Annotated in this window: 19 protein-coding genes; 7 read left to right on the top strand and 12 right to left on the bottom strand. The window is 74.7% G+C overall.

Annotation, left to right across the window (positions count from 1 at the left end):
* Positions 1-4: 4 nt before the first annotated feature.
* Both paaK and ACFYPR_RS22685 read right to left on the bottom strand, forming a co-directional pair.
* Complete coding sequence (gene paaK, locus ACFYPR_RS22690) at positions 5-1,312, bottom strand: phenylacetate--CoA ligase PaaK (RefSeq protein ID WP_354862246.1); 1,308 nt, start codon at positions 1,310-1,312, stop codon at positions 5-7.
* A 78-nt stretch (positions 1,313-1,390) separates the two neighbouring features.
* Positions 1,391-1,840 carry a MarR family winged helix-turn-helix transcriptional regulator gene (locus ACFYPR_RS22685; RefSeq protein WP_124816318.1) on the bottom strand — a complete coding sequence of 150 codons (450 nt, stop codon included), beginning with the start codon at positions 1,838-1,840 and terminating at the stop codon, positions 1,391-1,393.
* A 136-nt stretch (positions 1,841-1,976) separates the two neighbouring features.
* Here ACFYPR_RS22685 and ACFYPR_RS22680 point away from each other — a divergent pair, with 136 nt between their 5' ends.
* The 7 genes from ACFYPR_RS22680 to ACFYPR_RS22650 all read left to right on the top strand — a co-directional run bounded on the left by ACFYPR_RS22680 (position 1,977) and on the right by ACFYPR_RS22650 (position 8,534).
* The gene (locus tag ACFYPR_RS22680; protein WP_354862244.1) at positions 1,977-3,197 is read left to right on the top strand and encodes an MFS transporter; all 1,221 of its coding nucleotides are present in this window, start codon (positions 1,977-1,979) and stop codon (positions 3,195-3,197) included.
* A gap of 142 nt (positions 3,198-3,339) precedes the next feature.
* Complete coding sequence (locus ACFYPR_RS22675; RefSeq protein WP_354862242.1) at positions 3,340-4,098, top strand: class I SAM-dependent methyltransferase; 759 nt, start codon at positions 3,340-3,342, stop codon at positions 4,096-4,098.
* Between the two features lie 156 nt (positions 4,099-4,254).
* Complete coding sequence (locus tag ACFYPR_RS22670; protein WP_354862240.1) at positions 4,255-4,731, top strand: CrcB family protein; 477 nt, start codon at positions 4,255-4,257, stop codon at positions 4,729-4,731.
* A complete protein-coding gene (gene crcB / locus ACFYPR_RS22665; RefSeq protein ID WP_387179785.1) occupies positions 4,728-5,090 on the top strand; it encodes a fluoride efflux transporter CrcB in 363 nt (120 codons plus the stop codon). The genes ACFYPR_RS22670 and crcB overlap by 4 nt, the downstream gene beginning before the upstream one ends.
* A gap of 89 nt (positions 5,091-5,179) precedes the next feature.
* Positions 5,180-5,704 (top strand): PadR family transcriptional regulator, encoded by a 525-nt coding sequence (locus ACFYPR_RS22660; protein ID WP_354862237.1) that lies wholly within the window; start codon positions 5,180-5,182, stop codon positions 5,702-5,704.
* On the top strand, positions 5,701-6,381 hold the full coding sequence (locus tag ACFYPR_RS22655) for an ABC transporter ATP-binding protein (RefSeq protein ID WP_387179782.1): 681 nt from the start codon (positions 5,701-5,703) through the stop codon (positions 6,379-6,381). The genes ACFYPR_RS22660 and ACFYPR_RS22655 overlap by 4 nt, the downstream gene beginning before the upstream one ends.
* Complete coding sequence (locus ACFYPR_RS22650; RefSeq protein WP_354862233.1) at positions 6,378-8,534, top strand: FtsX-like permease family protein; 2,157 nt, start codon at positions 6,378-6,380, stop codon at positions 8,532-8,534. The genes ACFYPR_RS22655 and ACFYPR_RS22650 overlap by 4 nt, the downstream gene beginning before the upstream one ends.
* 3 nt (positions 8,535-8,537) lie before the next feature.
* On the opposite strand, the gene cobA is transcribed toward ACFYPR_RS22650, so the two are convergent.
* The 10 genes from cobA to cobO are packed head-to-tail and all read right to left on the bottom strand — an operon-like array spanning position 8,538 to position 18,815.
* Entirely contained in the window at positions 8,538-10,166 is a 1,629-nt protein-coding gene (gene cobA, locus ACFYPR_RS22645; protein ID WP_387262298.1) for a uroporphyrinogen-III C-methyltransferase, read from the bottom strand.
* Complete coding sequence (locus ACFYPR_RS22640; RefSeq protein WP_387262295.1) at positions 10,163-10,759, bottom strand: precorrin-8X methylmutase; 597 nt, start codon at positions 10,757-10,759, stop codon at positions 10,163-10,165. The genes cobA and ACFYPR_RS22640 overlap by 4 nt, the downstream gene beginning before the upstream one ends.
* Complete coding sequence (locus ACFYPR_RS22635; RefSeq protein ID WP_387262292.1) at positions 10,756-10,953, bottom strand: DUF362 domain-containing protein; 198 nt, start codon at positions 10,951-10,953, stop codon at positions 10,756-10,758. Before ACFYPR_RS22635 ends, ACFYPR_RS22640 begins: the two co-directional genes overlap by 4 nt.
* Positions 10,941-12,734 (bottom strand): precorrin-3B C(17)-methyltransferase, encoded by a 1,794-nt coding sequence (gene cobJ / locus ACFYPR_RS22630; protein ID WP_387262289.1) that lies wholly within the window; start codon positions 12,732-12,734, stop codon positions 10,941-10,943. Before cobJ ends, ACFYPR_RS22635 begins: the two co-directional genes overlap by 13 nt.
* Positions 12,731-14,062 carry a precorrin-6y C5,15-methyltransferase (decarboxylating) subunit CbiE gene (cbiE, locus tag ACFYPR_RS22625; RefSeq protein WP_387262286.1) on the bottom strand — a complete coding sequence of 444 codons (1,332 nt, stop codon included), beginning with the start codon at positions 14,060-14,062 and terminating at the stop codon, positions 12,731-12,733. Before cbiE ends, cobJ begins: the two co-directional genes overlap by 4 nt.
* Positions 14,059-15,210: a cobalt-precorrin-5B (C(1))-methyltransferase gene (locus tag ACFYPR_RS22620; protein ID WP_387262285.1), complete on the bottom strand. Its 1,152-nt coding sequence runs from the start codon at positions 15,208-15,210 to the stop codon at positions 14,059-14,061. Before ACFYPR_RS22620 ends, cbiE begins: the two co-directional genes overlap by 4 nt.
* Positions 15,207-16,040, bottom strand: a complete 834-nt coding sequence (gene cobM, locus ACFYPR_RS22615) for a precorrin-4 C(11)-methyltransferase (RefSeq protein ID WP_387262282.1) — start codon at positions 16,038-16,040, stop codon at positions 15,207-15,209. Before cobM ends, ACFYPR_RS22620 begins: the two co-directional genes overlap by 4 nt.
* Positions 16,037-16,858, bottom strand: a complete 822-nt coding sequence (gene cobI / locus ACFYPR_RS22610) for a precorrin-2 C(20)-methyltransferase (RefSeq protein ID WP_387179762.1) — start codon at positions 16,856-16,858, stop codon at positions 16,037-16,039. The genes cobM and cobI overlap by 4 nt, the downstream gene beginning before the upstream one ends.
* The gene (locus ACFYPR_RS22605) at positions 16,855-18,210 is read right to left on the bottom strand and encodes a cobyrinate a,c-diamide synthase (RefSeq protein ID WP_354863063.1); all 1,356 of its coding nucleotides are present in this window, start codon (positions 18,208-18,210) and stop codon (positions 16,855-16,857) included. The genes cobI and ACFYPR_RS22605 overlap by 4 nt, the downstream gene beginning before the upstream one ends.
* Positions 18,204-18,815 carry a cob(I)yrinic acid a,c-diamide adenosyltransferase gene (gene cobO / locus ACFYPR_RS22600; protein WP_387262279.1) on the bottom strand — a complete coding sequence of 204 codons (612 nt, stop codon included), beginning with the start codon at positions 18,813-18,815 and terminating at the stop codon, positions 18,204-18,206. Before cobO ends, ACFYPR_RS22605 begins: the two co-directional genes overlap by 7 nt.
* Positions 18,816-18,860 lie beyond the last annotated feature (45 nt).

Raw genomic sequence — 18,860 nt, 5'->3', positions numbered from 1 at the left:
GCCGTCAGTCGCCGTCGCGCTGGTCGACGATGCGGCGCATCTTGCCCATCGACCGTTCCACCGAGTCCGGGGCGAGCACCGCCACCGCGACGCTCACCCCGATGGTGTTCTTCACCAGCTCGACCAGCGCCGCGCCGGCCCGCTCGGCGGCGTCCACGGCCACCCCGACGCGCCGCTCCACCCGTACGGTCAGGGTGTCCAGCCGGCCGCGCCGGTCGAGGACGCACTGGAAGTGCGGCGACAGCTGCGGCGTGCGCAGGATCAGCTCCTCGATCTGCGTGGGGAAGACGTTCACCCCGCGAACGATCATCATGTCGTCCGTCCGGCCGGTGATCTTCTCGATCCGGCGCATCGGCCGCGCGGTGCCGGGGAGCAGCCGGGTGAGGTCCCGGGTGCGGTAGCGCACCACCGGCATCGCCTCCTTGGTCAGCGAGGTCAGCACCAGCTCGCCCCGCTCACCGTCGGGCAGCACTACCCCGGTGACCGGGTCGATGATCTCCGGGTAGAAGTGGTCCTCCCAGAGGTGCAGCCCGTCCTTGGTCTCGACGCACTCGGTGGCCACGCCGGGGCCCATCACCTCGGAGAGCCCGTAGATGTCGACCGCGTGGATGTCCAACCGCTGTTCCATCTCGCGGCGCATGTCCTCGGTCCACGGCTCCGCGCCGAAGATGCCGACCCGCAGCGAGGTGGTGCGGGGGTCGACGCCCTGGCGCTGCATCTCGTCGACGATGGCGAGCATGTAGCTGGGCGTGACCATGATGACCTCGGGTTCGAAGTCGCGGATCAGCAGCACCTGCCGTTCGGTCATGCCGCCGGAGACCGGGATGACCGTGCAGCCGAGTTCCTCGGCCCCGTAATGGGCGCCCAGACCGCCGGTGAAGAGCCCGTAGCCGTACGCGACGTGCACGCGGTCGCCGGGACGGCCGCCGGAGGCGCGGATGGACCGGGCCATCAGCCGGGCCCAGGTCCGCAGGTCGTCGCGGGTGTAGCCGACCACTGTGGGTCGACCGGTGGTGCCGGAGGAGGCGTGCAGTCGGGCGACCCGCTCCCGGGGTACGGCGAACATGCCGAACGGGTAGTTGTCACGCAGCTCCGCCTTGCCGGTGAACGGGAAGCGGGCCAGGTCGGCGAGGTCGCGGCAGTCGTCGGGGTGCACGCCGGCGGCGTCGAACGCCCGGCGGTAGTGCGGCACGTGGTCGTACGCGTGCCGCAACGACCAGCGCAGCCGTTCGCGTTGCAGGGAGCGCAGCTCGTCGATGTCGGCGCGCTCGATCGGCTCCAGCTCTTCGGGACGAGGGGTGCGGTCCTGCATCGCCTGCCTCCTTGCGCGACGGTCCCGGTGCGGGCTGCGGGTACCGTACGCCCGCCGTCGCCCGGGCCGGCGGGGCGGTCAGCGGGCGGCTGGCAGCCGGTGCAGGGCGTCGACCAGTGGCGCCAGCTCGGGGGTGGCCTCCGCCTCGGCGAGCGCGTCGGTCAGCACCCGGTCGTGGGTCGGTCGGGTCTGGGCGAGCAGCTCGGAGCCGGCCGGGGTCAGCTCGGTGTAGATGCCGCGCCGGTCGTCGGCGCAGAGGATCCGGGTGAGCAGCCCTCGCTGCTCCAGGCGGGTGACCAGCCGGGTGGTGGCGCTACCGGAGAGCGCGGCGGCGCGGGCGAGCTGACTCATCCGCATGTGCCAGCCGTCCTGCCGGGACAGCGCGTCGAGGACCGTGTACTCCACGACGGACAGGCCGTGGCCGGCCTGCAGGGCCCGCTCCAGGGACGTCTCGATCAGCCCGTGCAGGGCGGCGAGGGTCCGCCAGCCCTGCGCGCGGATCTCGACCGCGTCGTCGGCGATGCCCATGGCGGCCTCCTCGGTGTGATCTGAACGGGCCCCAGGCTACCACGCTTGCGCCGATATCAAGCGCGTGCAAGTATTCCTTTGCCGGCGCGTGTAGTTGCACGCGCCGCATATCTGTTCCCCTCTTGATGGGAAGAACATGTCCGTACGCCACAAGTCCCTGCCGCCCGGCCTGATCGCGCTGGCCATCGGCGCCTTCGGCATCGGACTCACCGAGTTCGTGATCATGGGGCTGTTGCCCGAGGTGGCCGCGGACTTCGCGGTCACCGAGCCGGTGGCCGGCTGGTTGATCTCCGGCTACGCGCTCAGCGTGGCCGTCGGCGGGGTCGCCCTCACCGCGGCGGTCACCCGACTGCCCCGCAAACCGGTGCTGCTCGGCCTGATGGTGCTCTTCATCATCGGCAACCTGCTCTCCGCCGTCGCCGGCGACTACGCCGTGATGATGGCCGGTCGGATCGTCGCCGCGCTCTGCCACGGCGCGTTCTTCGGCATCGGCGCGGTGGTCGCCGCCGGCCTGGTCGCACCGGCCCGCCGGGCGGGCGCCATCGCCATGATGTTCGCCGGCCTGACCATCGCGAACGTGCTCGGCGTGCCCTTCGGCACCTTCCTCGGGCAGCACTTCGGCTGGCGGTCGACGTTCTGGGCGATCACCGCCATCGGGGTGGTCGCCCTGATCGGGCTGGCCCTGCTCATTCCCACCGGCGACACCGCGGACGCCGACCGCCCGGCGGGCGGGCTGCGCGGCGAGTTGCGGGCCTTCACCCACCCCCAGGTCTGGCTCTCCCTGGTGATCACCGTCCTGGGCTTCGGCGGGATGTTCGGCGCGTTCACCTACATCGCCTACACGCTCACCGAGGTCAGCGGTTTCGCCACCAGCACCGTGCCGTGGCTGCTCGTCCTCTTCGGAGTGGGGCTCTTCGCGGGCAACCTGCTCGGCGGCCGGGCGGCGGACAGGTCACTGTCACGCACCCTGGTCACCGTCCTGGCGGTGCTCACCGTGGTGCTCGTCGGCTTCGCGCTGACCGCCACCAACCCGGTGCTGACCATCGTCGCGCTGGTGCTGATGGGTGGGTTCGGCTTCGCCACCGTGCCGCCGCTGCAGATGCGGATCATGCGCTACGCCCACCAGGCGCCGACCCTGGCGTCCGGGGCGAACATCGCCGCGTTCAACCTCGGCAACGCGTTGGGCGCCTGGATCGGCGGGGTGACCATCGCCGCCGGACTCGGCTACACCTCGCCGATCTGGGCCGGCGCCGCGCTCACCCTGGCCGGCCTGGGCGTGCTCCTCGGCGCGCTGCGGCTGGCCCGTCGTAACGAGCCGACCCGGGCCGACGCGAGCCTGGTGGACACGACGGTCTGACCCCGCCGGGAGGACAACGCCGGGCCGGGCAGCTGCCCGGCCCGGCGTCGCTCTGATCATCGCCCTGCCATCTTCCCGCAATTGCAAAAGATGTGCAACAAGGTCTGGACAACGCCCTGGGCCCGTAACTAGCCTGATCGCTATGAGTCCTTACATCGCGGATCCCTGGGCCTGGCAGGAGAGCTGGGACCGCCAGCAGGAGGCCTACCTCCCGGACCGGGAACACCGGTTCACCGCCATGCTCGACACCGTCGAAGCGGTCCTCGACGGCCGGCCGCCGCGGGTGCTCGACCTGGCCGGCGGCACCGGCACCATCTCGCTGCGGACCCTCGCTCGCTTCCCCGCCGCCGAGGCGACCCTGGTCGACCTCGACCCGGCGCTGCTCGCCATCGCCAGCGCCTCGCTGGCCGACCGCGCCACCATCATCACCGCCGACCTCGGCGCCGCCGAATGGCGCTCCACGCTCCCGCACCAGGAGTACGACGCCGTGCTCACCGCCACCGCCCTGCACTGGCTGCCGGCCGACCGACTCGGGCAGCTCTACGCCGAGCTGCGCGACGTGCTGCGACCGGGCGGCGTCTTCGTCAACGCCGACCACATGCCGGACGACACCCTGCCGGAGCTGACCAAGCGGCTGATGGATCGGGCCCGGGACCGGCGCAACGCCCGGTACGCCGCTGGCTCGATGCTGTCCTGGTCCAACTGGTGGGAGCGGGCCGGCGCCGACCCGGCGCTCGCCCCGCTGGTCGCCCAACGACACGCGATCTACCCGACCGGGCACAGCCCCGAGTGGAACCCACCGGTCTCCTGGCACCTGGCCGCGCTCACCGCGGCCGGCTTCAGCGAGGTCGGCACGGTCTGGCGAGGCGGCCCGGACGCCGCCGTCGCGGCAGTTCGCTGACAACGGCAGCGCGTTGACGCCACCGCGCGCCGGCAGCGCGTTGACGCCGGCTGGCGCCGGCAGCGGGTTGAGGCCGCTGGCCCCGGCAGTGCGTTGAGGCGGCCCGCGCCGGCGGTGCGTCAACGCCGGCGGGCGCCGGCACTACGCTGAGGAGCCGTGCCAGAGCCGTTCGAGCCGCGTACCGACCCCGACGTCGACCTGCGGGTCCCCGCCGACCGCCGCGAGCTGACCGCGCACCCCGCGACGATTCTCGCCGTGATCGCGGCCGGCGGGGCGCTCGGCGCGCTGGCCCGGGCCGGTCTGCAACACGTCGCCCCGCACGCGCCGACCGCCTTCGGGTGGGCGACGTTCGGCGTCAACGTGTCCGGCTGCCTGCTGATCGGTGTGCTGATGGCGGTGCTCGGGCACCTCGGCGGTGGGCACCCGCTGGCCCGCCCGTTCCTCGGGGTCGGGGTGCTCGGCGGGTTCACCACGTTCTCCACCTACGCGGTCGACGTCCAGCAGGCCCTCGTGGCGGGCGCACCGGGCGTCGCGCTGGCGTACCTGGCCGCGACGGTGCTCGGGGCGCTCGTCGCGGTCGGGTTGGGCGACGCCGCCGCCACCGGACTGCTGCGACGCCGGGTCGCCCGATGACCGTGCTGCTCATCGCCCTGGGGGCGGCCGTCGGCGCGCCGCTGCGCTACCTCACCGACCGGGCCGTGCAGTCCCGCCACGCCTCGGCGTTCCCCTGGGGCACGTTCAGCGTCAACGTGGTCGGGTCGCTGCTGCTCGGCGTCCTGGTCGGGTGGCCGGTCGACCCCGCGGTCAGCGCGCTGCTCGGCACCGGGTTCTGCGGCGCCCTGACCACCTACTCCACCTTCAGCTACGAGACGTTGCGGCTGACCAAGGGTGGTCATCGGCTGCTCGCGCTGGCCAACGTGCTCGGCAGCGTCGCGGCCGGGCTCGCCGCGGCCACCGCCGGCTACGCCCTGGCCCGCGCCCTGCTGGGCTGACCTCCGCACGCCATGCCCTGAGCAAGGGGCCAACCGAGAACACCCCGAGGGTATATACGCGAGGTATACCCTCGGGGTAGTCTCCTGGCATGAGCGTGCCTCTGACCCTTCTCGGCCTCCTCGAACGGGAGCCCAGCCACGGCTACGACCTGAAGCGCGACTACGACGCGTTCTTCGGTCGGGGCAAGCCACTGCCGTTCGGCCAGGTCTACTCCACCCTCAGCCGCCTGGCCCGCGACGGCAAGGTGGTGATCAGCGACGTCGCGCCCGGCTCGGGCCCCGACCGCAAGCGCTACGTCATCACCGACGTCGGCGCGACCGAGGTCGAGCAGTGGCTGACCCAGCCGGTCGACCCGGAGCCGCACCTGCAGACGGTGCTCTTCGCCAAGGTCGTGCTCGCGCTGATGCTCGACCGGCCGGCCGCCGAGTACCTCGACACCCAGCGCAGCGCGCACCTGCAGCGGATGCGTGAGCTGACCGAGATCAAGCGCGCCGGCAGCCTGGTCGACGCGCTGCTCGCCGACCACGGCCTGTACCACCTGGAGGCGGACCTCCGGTGGATCGAGATGACCGGCGCCCGCCTGGACGCCCTGCGGAAAGAGGTGCGGCCATGAGCGTCGTGATCGAAGCACGGGACGTGGAATTCGCCTTCGGCCAGACACCCGCCCTGCGCGGCGCCAGCGTCGCCGTGGAGGCGGGCGAGATCCTCGCCGTCATGGGCCCCAGCGGCTCGGGCAAGTCCACTCTGCTGCACTGCCTGGCGGGCATCCTCGTGCCCAGCTCCGGCGAGATCCTCTTCGACGGGGCCCGGGTCGACGCCATGCCCGAGACCCAGCGCAGCAGCCTGCGTCGCGACCGGTTCGGCTTCGTGTTCCAGTTCGGCCAACTCGTCCCCGAGCTGACCGCGGTGGAGAACGTCGCCCTGCCCCTGCTGCTCAGTGGCGTACACCGCAAGCAGGCGTTGCCCAAGGCGTACGCCTGGTTCGCGCGCCTCGGCCTGGACGGCCTGGAGCAGCGGCGCTCGGGCGAGTTGTCCGGCGGGCAGGCGCAACGCGTCGCCCTGGCCCGCGGCCTGGTCGCCGAGCCGCAGGTGCTCTTCGCCGACGAGCCGACCGGCGCGCTCGACTCGCTCACCGGCGAGCACGTCATGGACCTGCTGGTCAGCGCGGCCCGCGAGCAGGGCACCACTGTCATCCTGGTGACCCACGAGGCCAGGATCGCCGCGTACGCCGACCGCGAGGTCATGGTGCGCGACGGGCGCGTCAACGCTCCGGACCGGATCGCCTCATGATCCGCTTCGGGCTCCGCCTCGCCCTGGCTGGCGGCCGGGAGGCACTCACCCGCCTGCTCGTCATCGCCGCCGCCGTCACGATCGGCAGCGGGCTGCTGCTGACCACCCTCGCCGGGGTCAACGCGGTCGACGCCCAGCTCACCCGCTACGCGTCGATCTATCCCCAGGCCTCCACCGCCGGCGCCGCCGATCCACTGTGGTGGTCGACGCGGGACGACTTCTTCCACAGCAAGCAGATCCTCCGGATCGACGTCGCCGCCACCGGACCGACCGCGCCCACCCCGGCCGGGATCCCGAGCACTCCGGGCCCCGGCGAATTCTACGTCTCGCCGGCGCTGCGGGAACTGTTCGCGGCACAGCCGGCCGATCAGCTGGCCGACCGATACCCGGGGCGTGACCTGGGCACCGTCGGACCGTCCGGGTTGACCTCACCGGACGCGCTGCTCGCCATCGTGGGCGGCACGCCGGACAGCGTCGCCAAGCTGCCCAACTCCCGGCAGGTCGCCAACCTCGATGACAAGCCCGCCCTCCCCGAGACCACGGTGAACCTCATCCTGGGTGTGATCGCCGGCGGGCTGCTCTTCCCGGTGCTGATCTTCATCGGCACCGCGACCCGGCTCAGCGCCGCCCGCCGGGAGCAGCGTTTCGCCGCGATGCGCCTGGTCGGCGCGACACCCCGGCAGATCTCGACGGTCGCCGCGGTGGAGGCGGCGGCCGCCGCCGTCGCCGGCACCGCCGTCGGCTTCGGCCTGTTCTACGCGTTCCGGGGCTCGCTCGCGGGCATCCCGTTCACCGGCATGCCGTTCTTCCCCGGCGACATGTCCCTGGGCCTGCTGAACGTCCTGCTCGTGGCGCTCGGCGTCCCGGCCGGCGCGGCGCTGGCCGCCCAGGTCTCGCTGCGCCGCGTACGGATCTCGCCGCTGGGCGTGACCCGGCGGGTCACCCCCCGCGCGCCGCGCGCGTACCGGCTGATCCCGATGCTGCTCGGTGTCGCCGTGCTGGTGTTCGCGCTCGGCTACCGGCCCGAGTCGTCCGACGGTCAGACCGCGATCTTCCTGCCCGGCCTGCTGCTCATCATGGCCGGCCTGGTCTTCGCCGGCCCGTGGTTGACGATGGTCGGTGCCCGGGTGATGGCCCGGTACGCCAACCGTCCGGCCACGCTCATCGCCGCGCGACGCCTCGCCGACAACCCGAAGGCCGGCTTCCGGGCGATCAGCGGCATCATGCTCGCGCTCTTCGTCACGAGCGTGGCCGTCGGCGTGATCACCACGATCGTCGATGAACGTGGCCCGGCCCCGGTCGGCTCGACCGACGCCGGCACGGTCACCACCGTCTTCGACGAGAAGGCGACGTCGGTGCCGGACACGCTCTTCGCCGAGTTGCGGGCGATCAGCGGCGTGCGGTCCGCGACCGCCATCCGGGAAGACCCGGACATGATCAGCGGTGGCGAGGGCGGATTGTTGGCGTGCGCCGACCTCCCGAGCGCGTACGGCCGGTGCGCCGAGGGCGCGAGCGTCATCGAGGTGCCGATAGGCCTCAGCCGCTGGCGGGAGTCGGCGTCACCCGCGACGGTCTGGCCCGCCGCGTCTCTCACCCTCGACGACCTCCACCGGCTACCGGTCGGATCGATAAGCGTCGGCACGGACGGCTCCGCCGCAACCATCGAGCGCGTCCGCACCGTGCTGGAGGTCGCCTTCCCGACCTTCTGGGTGGGGCCGAACGTGCCCGGCGACTTCGAGTCGGACTTCGCCGACACGCTGCGCGGCTGGGAACAACTGGCCAACGTCATCATCATCGCCAGCCTCGCGCTCGGCGGGTGCAGCCTCGCGGTGAGCGTCATCGGCGGCCTGACCGAACGCCGCCGTCCGTTCAGCCTGCTGCGCCTCAGCGGCGCTCCGGTGCGGGTCCTGCGACGGGTGGTGGCGCTGGAGAGCGCCGTACCGATGCTCGCCGTCGCCGCGCTCGCCATCGGGATGGGCCTGCTCGCCGCGCATCTGTTCCTGCGGGCACAGATGGACTACACGCTGGTCGCGCCGGGGCCGCGCTTCTACGTGATCGTCGTCGTCGGGCTGGTCGCCTGCCTCGGCGTCATCGCCTCCACGTTGCCGCTGCTGCAACGCATCACCGGGCCGGAGACCGCCCGCAGCGAGTAGCCGTCAGGCGCTCGGCCCGGTGGCCGCGAGAGCGACCACCGGGCCGAGCACGAAGACGGCCGGCGGGCCGATGCCCTCGCGGGCGGCGACCGCGCCGATCTCGTCCAGTCGGGCCGGCACGGACCGCTGGCCGGGCAGACCGGCGTCCTGCACGGCCAGCACCGGGGTCTCCGGAGCCCGACCGTGCTCGACCAGCACGGCCGCGATCTTCGCGATGGTGTCCACGGCCATCAGCAGCACGACGGTGCCCCGGGCGCGGGCCAGCGCCGCCCAGTCGACAAGCGAGTCGGGGTGCCCGGGCGGCAGATGCCCGGAGACCACGGTGACCTCGTGCGCCACACCCCGGTGCGTGACCGGCACGCCGGCGAGGGCCGGCGCGGCGAGGGCACTGCTGACCCCCGGGACCACAGTCACCGGTACGCCGGCCGCCGCGCAGGCCTGCACCTCCTCGTGGCCGCGTCCGAAGACGTACGGGTCGCCGCCCTTGAGCCGCACCACCCGGCGACCGGCCTTGGCGTGCGACACCAGGGCCGCGTTGATCGCGTCCTGGGCCATCGACGGGCCACGGGGCACCTTCGCGGCGTCGATGACCAGCACGTCGGGGCGCAGCCCGGCGAGCAGCCCCTGCGGGGCGAGCCGGTCGACCACCACGACGTCCGCGGCGTCGAGCAGCGCCCTGCCGCGTACCGTGATCAGGTCGTCGGGCCCCGGCCCGCCGCCGACCACGGCGACCGAACCGTGATCGTGGTGGTGGTCCTGCCCGTGGTGGTGATGGTGATGGCCGACCGGGTCGTCGGGGTGGTCGTGCGGGCGTTGCGGGCGACCCACCTTGTCCGCGAAGCCGGGCATCAACACCCGGTACACGCAGGTGTCGCAGTTCATCCGAATGTCCCCGCCCAGCGCCTCGGCGTGGCGTTCGAGCAACAGATCCGCGAGGGCGTCACAGTCGCCGATCACCTCGGCGACCCGGACGTCCAGGTCGGGGTGCGCGGCGGCGAACTCCGCCGACTGGGCGACGATCCGGTCGGGCAGCACCCCGGCGAACAGGAAGTACGGCGCGACGACGATCCGCCGCGCGCCGAGCCGGCGCAACCGGTCCAGCACCTCCGGCACCGACGGCTGCGCCAGGGAGATGAACCCCGGCTCCACGCCCGCGTAGCCGCGCCCCTCCCAGAGCAGCCGGGCGACCTTGGCGACCTCGGCGTTGGCGTCCGGGTCGGTGGACCCCCGCCCGATCAACGCCACCCACGTGCCGGCCCGGTCGGCACCCGCCAACGCGGCGTCGATGCGCTCTTCGAGGGCCGTGTGCAGCAGCGGGTGGGGGCCGAGCGGACGTCCGTAGCGGTACGTCAGCCCGGGGTGCCGCTCCTGCTCGCGGCCCATGGCGGCGGGGATGTCGCCCTTGCCGTGCCCGGCGCCGGTGAGCACCAGCGGCAACGCGACGAGGGCCCGGTGCCCGCGTGCGACGAGCGCGCCGACCGCGTCGGTCAGCGGCGGGCGGGACAGCTCGATGAAGCCGCCCTCGACGTCCGCGACGTCACCGCGACGGCGGACCCGCTCGACGAGCGCGGCGAACTGGTCGACCCCGGCAGCGCTGCGCGTGCCGTGCCCGACGATGACCAGACCGGTCATGACTTCTCCTCGGTGTAGAGCAGGGCATTGAGGGCGGCGGCGGCGACCGCCGAGCCACCCTTCTCGCCCACGTTGGACACCCCGGGCAGGCCGCTGGCCCGCAGCGCCGCCTTCGACTCGGCGGCGCCCACGAAGCCGACCGGCAGGCCGACGACCAGCGCGGGCGCGGCGTTGAGGGTGAGCAGTTCGACGAGCGCGGTGGGCGCGCAACCGACCACCCACACCGCGCCGGGGCCGACCCGGTCCAGCGCGATCCGCACGGCGGCCGCCGAGCGGGTGATGCCGGCCGCGCGGCCCAGTTGGGCGGCGGCCGGCTCGGCGACCGGGCAGACCAGCTCCAGGCCGGCGCGGGTGATGCCGGCGGCGACCATCGCCACGTCGGTGACCACTGGCGCACCGGCGCGCAGCGCCGCCAACCCCGCTTCCAGGGCGGTCTCGTCGCAGACCAGGTCGTCGACGTACGCGAGGTCGGCGCTGGCGTGTACCACCCGTTCGGTCACCGCTCGGCTCAGCGGCGGCAGGTGCGACAGGTCGACCCGCTCGCGCAGGATGCGGTACGACTCGACCTCGATCGGATGCACCACCCGGCTCATCGGGCTCCTTCGCTAGGGTCGGGCCCGGCGACGCGGATCGCGTCGACCGGGCAGATCTCCAGGCACTCCAGGCAGCCGGTGCAGCGGTCGGCGCGTACCGTCAGGCCGCCGACGACCGGCCGGATCGCGTGCGTGGGACAGGTGAGCAGGCAGGCGCCGCAGCCCTGGCAGGCGCCGATGGTCACGATTGCCACCGGTACCCCCGGGGCGTGACCATCCGGCCGGCGACCAACCGGGTGTCGCTGTTGCCGACCACGACCACGCTGTACATGTCGACGATCACCGGGTCGAGCGTGGCCAGCGTCGCCAGGTGCACCCACTCGCCGGGGCGGCTGGCGTTGCGAACCACGCCGACCGGGGTGTCCGGTGGCCGGTGCGCGGCGAGGATGCCGAGCGCCTTGCCGAGCTGCCAGTCGCGCGCCCGGCTCCGCGGGTTGTAGAACAGCGTCACGAAGTCGCCCTCGGCGGCGGCGGTCACCCGCCGCTCGATGACCTCCCACGGGGTGTGCAGGTCGGACAGGCTCACGTAGGCGTGGTCGTGCCCGAGCGGCGCGCCGAGCAGCGCCCCCGCGGCGAGCGCGGCGGTCACCCCGGGCACACCCACCACGTCGATCCGCTCGTCGGCGTACTCCAGGGCGGGGCTCGCCATCGCGTACACCCCGGCGTCGCCGGAGCCGATCAGCGCGACCGCCCGGCCGGCGGCGGCCTCGGCGACGGCCGCGCGGGCCCGCGCCTCCTCCGCGCCAAGCCCGCTGGACAGCACCCGGGTGCCCGGCCGCAGCACGTCCCGCACCTGGTCGAGGTACTGGTCCAGGCCGACCACCACCGCCGCGCGACGCAACTCCGCCACCGCGCGGGGGGTCCGCAGGTCGGCGGCGCCCGGCCCGAGGCCGACGACGGCGAGCCGGCCGCGCGGCGCGTGCCGGGCCACCGCGACGGTCGCCATCGCCGTCGCGGTCTTGCCGACCAGCAGCGTCGCGTCGTCGGATCGGCCGTCCGGTCCGAGCAGCGCCGCGGCCTCCGCGACGCTCGGCGTGCCGACCGCGGCGCGGACCACCTCGCTGGGATGCGGCACGTCGACAGTTGCCAGCCGCGTCGCCGGCCAGGTCACCAGGGGTACGCCGAGCGCGTCGGCGGTGCTGCGGATGCCCGCCTCGTCGGCTTTGACGTCGGCGCTGGCCAGGCAGCGCAGGCTCGCCGGGTCGAGGCCGGCCTCGGCCAGCACCCGGTGCAGCAGCTCCGCCACCTCGGCGGCCGGCACGCCCCGACTCGCGCCGACGCCGGCGACCAGCGACGGCGGCCGCAGCACGGCGGTCCGCTCGTCGAGCGGCACGACGCGGTCGGTGACCAGCAGCCGGTACCCGGCGCTGCCGCCGGCGGGGCCGCTGCCGGCGGGGCCGCTGCCGGCGGGGCCGCTGCCGGCGGGGCCGGCGGCGGACTCGGGATGGGCGGCGGCCCGCACGTTGGGGGGCAGGGCGGGCAGCGGCCAGTCGGCGTCGGCGATCAGCCGGACCGGTTCACCGTCCAGGATGGCCCGGGACACCGCGGCGACCGCGCCCTGCACCGGCCAGCCGAGGGTGTCCAGCCCCGGCAGGCCGACCGCGTCGGTGGCGGTGGTGATCACCGGTCGGGCGTCGAGCAGCGCGGCGACCTGCTCGGCGAGGGCATTGGCCCCGCCGGCGTGACCGCCCAGCAGCGCCACGGCGTGCCGGGCCGCCTCGTCGACGACCACCACGGCCGGGTCGGTGCGCTTGTCGTCGAGCAGCGGCGCGAGGATGCGCACCACCGCCCCGGTGGCCAGGAACGCGATCACCGCGTCACAGCCGGCCCAGGCGCTGCGCAGCGCGTCGGCGACGGTCTCCCCCTCGACCAGCCGGGCGTGCGGCCACGCGGCGGTCAGGGTGTCGGCGTGCCGTCGGCCAGCGGCGGTGGCCGCCACCAGGCCGATCCGGGCAGGCGGGTTCTGGTCGGTCACGGGCGCTCCCCGGTGAGGACGACCACCGGGTTGGTGGCCGCGAGGCGGATCGACCCACCGGGCAGGTCGGCGAGGCGGGCGGCGGAGAGCTGGCTGCCCTCGACGGTGTAGCCGGCGGCGCGCAGCAGGCCCACGGCCGGCGCGACGCGGTCCAGCGCGGCCAGCGTGAGCACCACCCGCTCGGGTCGGCGGGCCACCACGGCGGTGAGGACGTCGACACCGCCACCGCCGACGAAGACCGCGTCCGGCTCGGGCAACCCGGCCAGCGCCTCCGGGGCCCGCCCGACGACGATCCGCACGTCGACGGCGTGCGTCGCGGCGTTGTCCCGAATCGTCGCGGCGGACGCGGGGTCCCGTTCGACGGCGAGCACGGCAGCGCCGAGCAACGCGCACTCGATGCCGACCGAGCCGCTGCCCGCGCCGACGTCCCAGACCAGCCGGCCCAGACGAGGCCGCAGCCGGGCGACGACGAGAGCACGCACCTCGGACTTCGTGATCATGGAATCGCGGTGGGCGTACCGGTCCTCCGGCAACGCCCAGCCACCGGCCGGCGCGGCGGCGGGTTGGTTGTCGGCGCGCATCCCACCGGTTGCGACCCGGTCGGGCGTGACGTCGGTGGGCACGAATCCGGCGGGTGCGGTGTCGGCGATGCTGAGCAGGACGTGCGGGTCGGACCAGGTGCCGGCGGCGGCCTGCTCGGGGGTCACCGCCCGGACGCGTTCGGCGTCGGTGCCGAGGTGTTCGGCGACCACCAGCCGGCGGGACCAGCCGATCAGTCCGGCGCCCAGCTCGGCCGCGCCGACGCCCGGCGCGGTGAGCACCGCGACCAGGGGCAGCGCCCGGCAGGCGTTCAGGGCCGGTCGCGGGTCGCGGCCGTGCGCGGTGACCACGGCGGCACCGTCCCAGGGCAGCCCGGCACGGGCGAACGCGGCGGCCACACTGGAGACCGCCGGCACCACCCGCAGGGGCAGCCCGGCCGCGCGCAGCCGCCGGACGATGCCGAACAGGCCGGGATCGCCGCTGGCCAGCACCACGGCCGGCACCCCGGCGGCCACGGCGACGCTCAGTCGCCGTACGGCCGGGGCGAGCGGCCCGAGGAGGACGGTGTCCACGCCGGGCGGCACGGAAACGGCGGCCAGGTGCCGGGCCGCTCCGACGACAAGCCCGGCCCCGGCCAGCGCGGGCGCGAGGGCGGGGTGCGGTGGCGCGCCGGCCGCGTCCACCCCGACCACTGTCACCACCGCCCCCGGGGCGGACTCGGTCACCAACGCGTCCGGGTACGCCAGGTTCGCCAGCGGCTCGGCGGCCGCCGCGGTCGCCCGGCTCATCGCGGCCACCGGCCCGACGAGGCGACCACCCGCGCGCCGGCGAAGTCGACCATCGCCACGTCCACGGTGACCGTCGGCCCGGCGAAGCGCCGCAGCACCTGCCCGACCCGCTGGCAGAGCAGGTCCCCGGCCGGGCCGAGCAGCCCGGCGGCCTCCCACAGCTCGTACGCGTGCCGCCCGGTGTTCGCCTCGGTCACCGCGGCGACCAGCGCCGGATCGCCACCGGCGTCGGCCGTCACCGCGCCGAGCAGCGACAGGTCCACCTTCGAGCGGGTGTAGTGGGTCATCAGGATTCCGGCGGCGAGTTTGGCGAGCTTGCCGGCCATGCCGACGAAGACCACCCCGGTCATCGCGTCGCCCACGGCGGCGGTGACGGCGGCGCCGGTGAAGTCGCCCACCTCGACGAAGCACACCTCGGGCAGCTCGGGCAGCAGCGCGCGGGCGGCCCGCTCGGTACGCCCGCCGGTGCACAGCACCACCGTCCGCTCGCCCTGGGCCGCCATCACGTGCACGGCCTGGACGACGCTGGCCCGCCAGGAGGCGGTGGAGAAGGGTCGGACGATCCCGGTGGTGCCGAGGATCGAGATGCCGCCGAGGATGCCGAGCCGCCGGTTGGTGGTCTTGCGGGCCATGATCTCGCCCCGGGGCACGCTGATGACCACGCGGACACCGACCTCGGTGAGGTCGACGACCTCGGCCACCGCCTCGCCGATCATCCGGCGTGGGGTGTCGTTGATGGCCGGGCCACCGACCGCGAGCCCGAGGCCCGGCTTGGTGACGGTGCCGACGCCGGGACCGCCGGCCAGGCGCAGCCCGGGGACGTCGGTCCAGTCCACGGTGGCGGTCAGCTCGGCGCCGTGGGTGACGTCCGGGTCGTCACCGGCGTCCTTCACGACCACCGCCTCGGCGCGCGCCGGCGGGCTGCCGGTCACCTCGCAGCGTTCGACCGGGAACCGCACCCGCCGCCCGGCGGGCAGCCCGATCTCCACCTCCGGCGGGGCCACCCCGGTGACGAGCGCCGAGACGGCGGCCTTCGCCGCGGCCGTGGCGCAGGCCCCGGTGGTCCAACCCGTCCGCAGCGCGGTGGGCCGGACCTTCGCCGTACGCGGCAGGTCCGGCTCGCGCAGCGGCGGCTCGGCGTACGTCACGGGGTGCCTGTTCCCCCGGCGCGACCGCCGGACTGGCGGCGCAGCTCGGCACGGGCGACCGGCTCGGCGCGACGGAAGGTGTGGAAGTGCCCGGGGTGGTACAGGTGCGAGCGGGTGCCCTCGGCGGCCAGCGCCGGCCCGACCAGGAAGAGGGTGTGTTTCCACAGCCTGTGCTGCTTGACCGTGGCCTCCAGGGTGCCGACCGTGCAGCGCACGACCAGCTCGTCGGGCCACGTCGCCTGGTACGCCACCACGGCCGGGGTGTCCGCCGGGTAGCCGCCGGCCAGCAGCTCGGCCTGCACCTGACCGGAGCGGGCGGCGGAGAGGAACAGCGCCATGGTGGTGCCGTGCCGGGCGAAGTCGCGGACCCGCTCGCCGGGCGGCATCGGGGTCTTGCCCCCTTCGAGGCGGGTAAGGATCACCGACTGGGCGACCTCGGGCACGGTCAGCTCCCGCCCGACGAGCGCCGCGACGGCGGTGAACGACGACACTCCGGGCACGATCTCGACGGCCAGGTCGAGCGTTCGGCACAGGTCCAGTTGCTCCTGCACGGCGCCCCAGAGCGCCGGGTCGCCGGAGTGGATGCGGGCCACCGTCAGCCCCTGCTCGGCGGCGCGCTGGTAGAGCGGGAGCACGCCCTCGATGGGCAGCTGCGACGAGTCGACGATCTCCGCGTCGAGGCGGGCGTGGTCGAGGACGTCGGCGTGCACCAGGCTGGCCGCCCAGATCACGATGTCCGCCGCGGCGATCACCCGGGCGGCCCGCAGGGTCAGCAGGTCCGCCGCACCCGGGCCGGCCCCGACGAACCACACCTTGCCGTTGCTGGTCACAGCTTTCCTCCTCGGTGGTCGCGGCGGGCGGGCACCAGCAACGTCGACAGGTACGGCAGGTCGTGCGCGGTGTCGTCGACCCCGCCGACGCTCTCCCCGGGCAGGCCGAGGCTGCGCCCGAGCACCGCGTCGGCGAGGCGGCCCTGCCGGCGCAGTTCGGCGAGCAGCTCCGGGTGCCGCCGCCAGCCCTTGTAGGCGACAACGGTGCCCGGCCCGGCGAGGGCGTCGGCGAACAGCGCCAGACCGGCGGTGGCCGGCAGCAGGGTGAGCGGTTCGCGTCCCTCGCAGAGCGGAATGCCGCTGCGGGCGGCCAGCTCCTGCATGGCGGTCACACCGGGCACGGTCGCCACCCGCACGGTGGGGCGCAGCGCGCGGACGCTCTGCGCCAGATAGCCGAAGGTGGAGTAGACGTTGGGGTCGCCGATGGTGGCGAAGGCGAGGGACCGCGCGCCCGCGTCGACCGCGTCGACCACGCTCCGGGCGGCGTCGTCCCAGGCCGCCGCCCGGCGGGCGGTCACCCCACCCCGGTCGTCGAGGGCGAACGGCAGCCGACGCAGCCGGTCCGCCGGCACGTACTCCCGGACGGTCGCCTCGGCCCGCCCGGCCTGCGCGCCCGGCGGCGTCGCACCGGCGGTCGCGCTCGGCGCGACCCGGTCCGCCATCACGGGTACGAACACCGCGTCGGCCGCGCGCAGGATCCGTACGGCCTTGACGGTGAGCAGTTCCGGGTCACCCGGCCCGACACCGACGCCGGTCAGCGTGGCGTCGGCGGGACACGCGTCAGCGGTCGGCCCCGCGTGGGTGCGCTGCGCGCTCATCGGCACGCCTCGACCAGCCGGCGGGCGGCGGCGGGGTGGCCGGCCCAGTGGGTGTGCAGGTAGGAGGCGTGCACGCGGCCGGCGACGAAGCCGTGGTCCGTGCCGTTCCAGCGCCACGCCGGCCGCTCGCCGTGAGCGGGGTCGGTGGTGGTGCGGTGGAACTCGTGGCCGCGTACCGGCTCGCCCGCGCGGGCCACCGGGGAGTCGGTGACGGCCAGGGCCTCGCGGTAGCCGAGGGTGAGCCGGCCGGTCATCCGGGCGGTGAGGTCCAGCCGACCGCACATCGGTACGCCGTCCAGGGCCTGCCCGAGGTAGAGCAGCCCGGCGCACTCGGCCACGATCGGCCCGTCGAAGTCGGCCAGCTCGGCCCGGAGCGTGCCGTTGCCCGCGAGGGCCTCCGCGTACGCCTCGGGGAACCCGCCGCCGATCACGACCGCGCGGGTGCCGGCGGGCAGCGCCGGGTCGCGCAGCGGGTCGACGGTGACCACGTCCGCCCCGGCGGCGGTGAGCAGTTCGGCGGTCTCCGCGTACGAGAAGGTGAAGGCCGGACCACCGGCGAGCGCGACGAGCGGGCGTTCGTGGCCGGCCGGCCCGCCGACGGCGGCGACCGGGTCCCACGCCGGGGTGGTCAGCGGCGCGGCGGTGCGGGCCAGGTCGAGCACGGCGTCGAGATCCACGGTGGCCTCGACCAGCTCGGCGAGGGCGGCGACGATCGCGAGGGACTCGGGCGCCCGCTCGGCGACCGGGACCAGCCCGAGATGCCGGGCCGGCGCGGCGACCTCGGCGGCGCGGGTGACCGCCCCGAGCACCGGTACGCCCACCTCGGCGAGGGCGTCGCGCAGCAGGGTCTCGTGCCGGGGCGAGCCGACCCGGTTGAGGATCACCCCGCCGATGCGGACCGCCGGGTCGAACGCGGCCATGCCGAGGGTCAGCGCGGCGGCCGAGCGACCCTGCGCGGTGGTGTCCAGCACCAGCACCACTGGCGCGTCGAGGAGGCGGGCGACGTGCGCGGTGGAGGCGAAGTCGCGTCGGCCCACCGCGCCGTCGTGCAGGCCCATCACACCCTCCACCACGGCGATGTCGGCGGGCGTCGGGATGCTCGCGCCGTGGCGCAGCAGACCGGCGATCCGCTCGGCTCCGACCAGGAACGGATCGAGGTTCCGGCCGGGCCGCCCGGCGGCGAGGGCGTGGTAGCCGGGGTCGATGTAGTCCGGGCCGACCTTGTGCGGGCTGACCGTCAGGCCGCGACGGCGCAGCGCGGCGAGCAGCCCGGTGGCGACGGTGGTCTTGCCGTGGCCGCTGGCCGGCGCGGCGATGACCACTCGGGGCAGCGCCCAGGGCGCGCTCACCACTCGATGCCCTTCTGGCCCTTCTGGCCGGCGTCCATCGGGTGCTTGACCTTGGTCAGCTCGGCCACCAGGTCCGCGGCGGCGATCAGGCGCGGGTCGGCGTCCCGGCCGGTGATGACGACGTGCTGGAAGCCGGGGCGGTCGGCCAGGGTGGCGACCACCTCGTCGACGTCCACCCAACCCCACTTCATCGGGTAGGTGAACTCGTCCAGCACGTACAGCCCGTACCGCTGCGCGGCCAGGTCGCGCTGGATCTGCCGCCAGCCCTCCAGGGCGTCCACGGCGTGGTCGGCCTCGCCGCCGCGCTGGATCCAGGACCAGCCCTCGCCCATCTTGTGCCAGGCCACCGGCGCGCCCTGGCCGGTACGCTCGTGCACCTCGCCGAGCGCCCGGAAGGCGTTCTCCTCCCCCACCCGCCACTTGGCGCTCTTGACGAACTGGAACACCCCGACCGGCAGGCCGGCGGTCCACGCCCGCAACGCCAACCCGAAGGCAGCGGTCGACTTCCCCTTCATCTGTCCGGTGTGGATGATCAGCAGTGGCCGGTGCCGCCGCTGCCGGGTCGTCAACCCGTCAGCGGGCACCACGCTCGGCTGTCCCTGTGGCATCAGCCCGTCCCCCGTCCCGCGGGCACTCCCGCGATCGTGCCTTTT

The sequence above is a fragment of the Micromonospora sp. NPDC005254 genome, assembly GCF_042872525.1.
Taxonomy (GTDB): domain Bacteria; phylum Actinomycetota; class Actinomycetes; order Mycobacteriales; family Micromonosporaceae; genus Micromonospora.
Note: the sequence above shows the minus strand (reverse complement) of the source record. Positions and strands in the feature narration are given on the sequence as shown.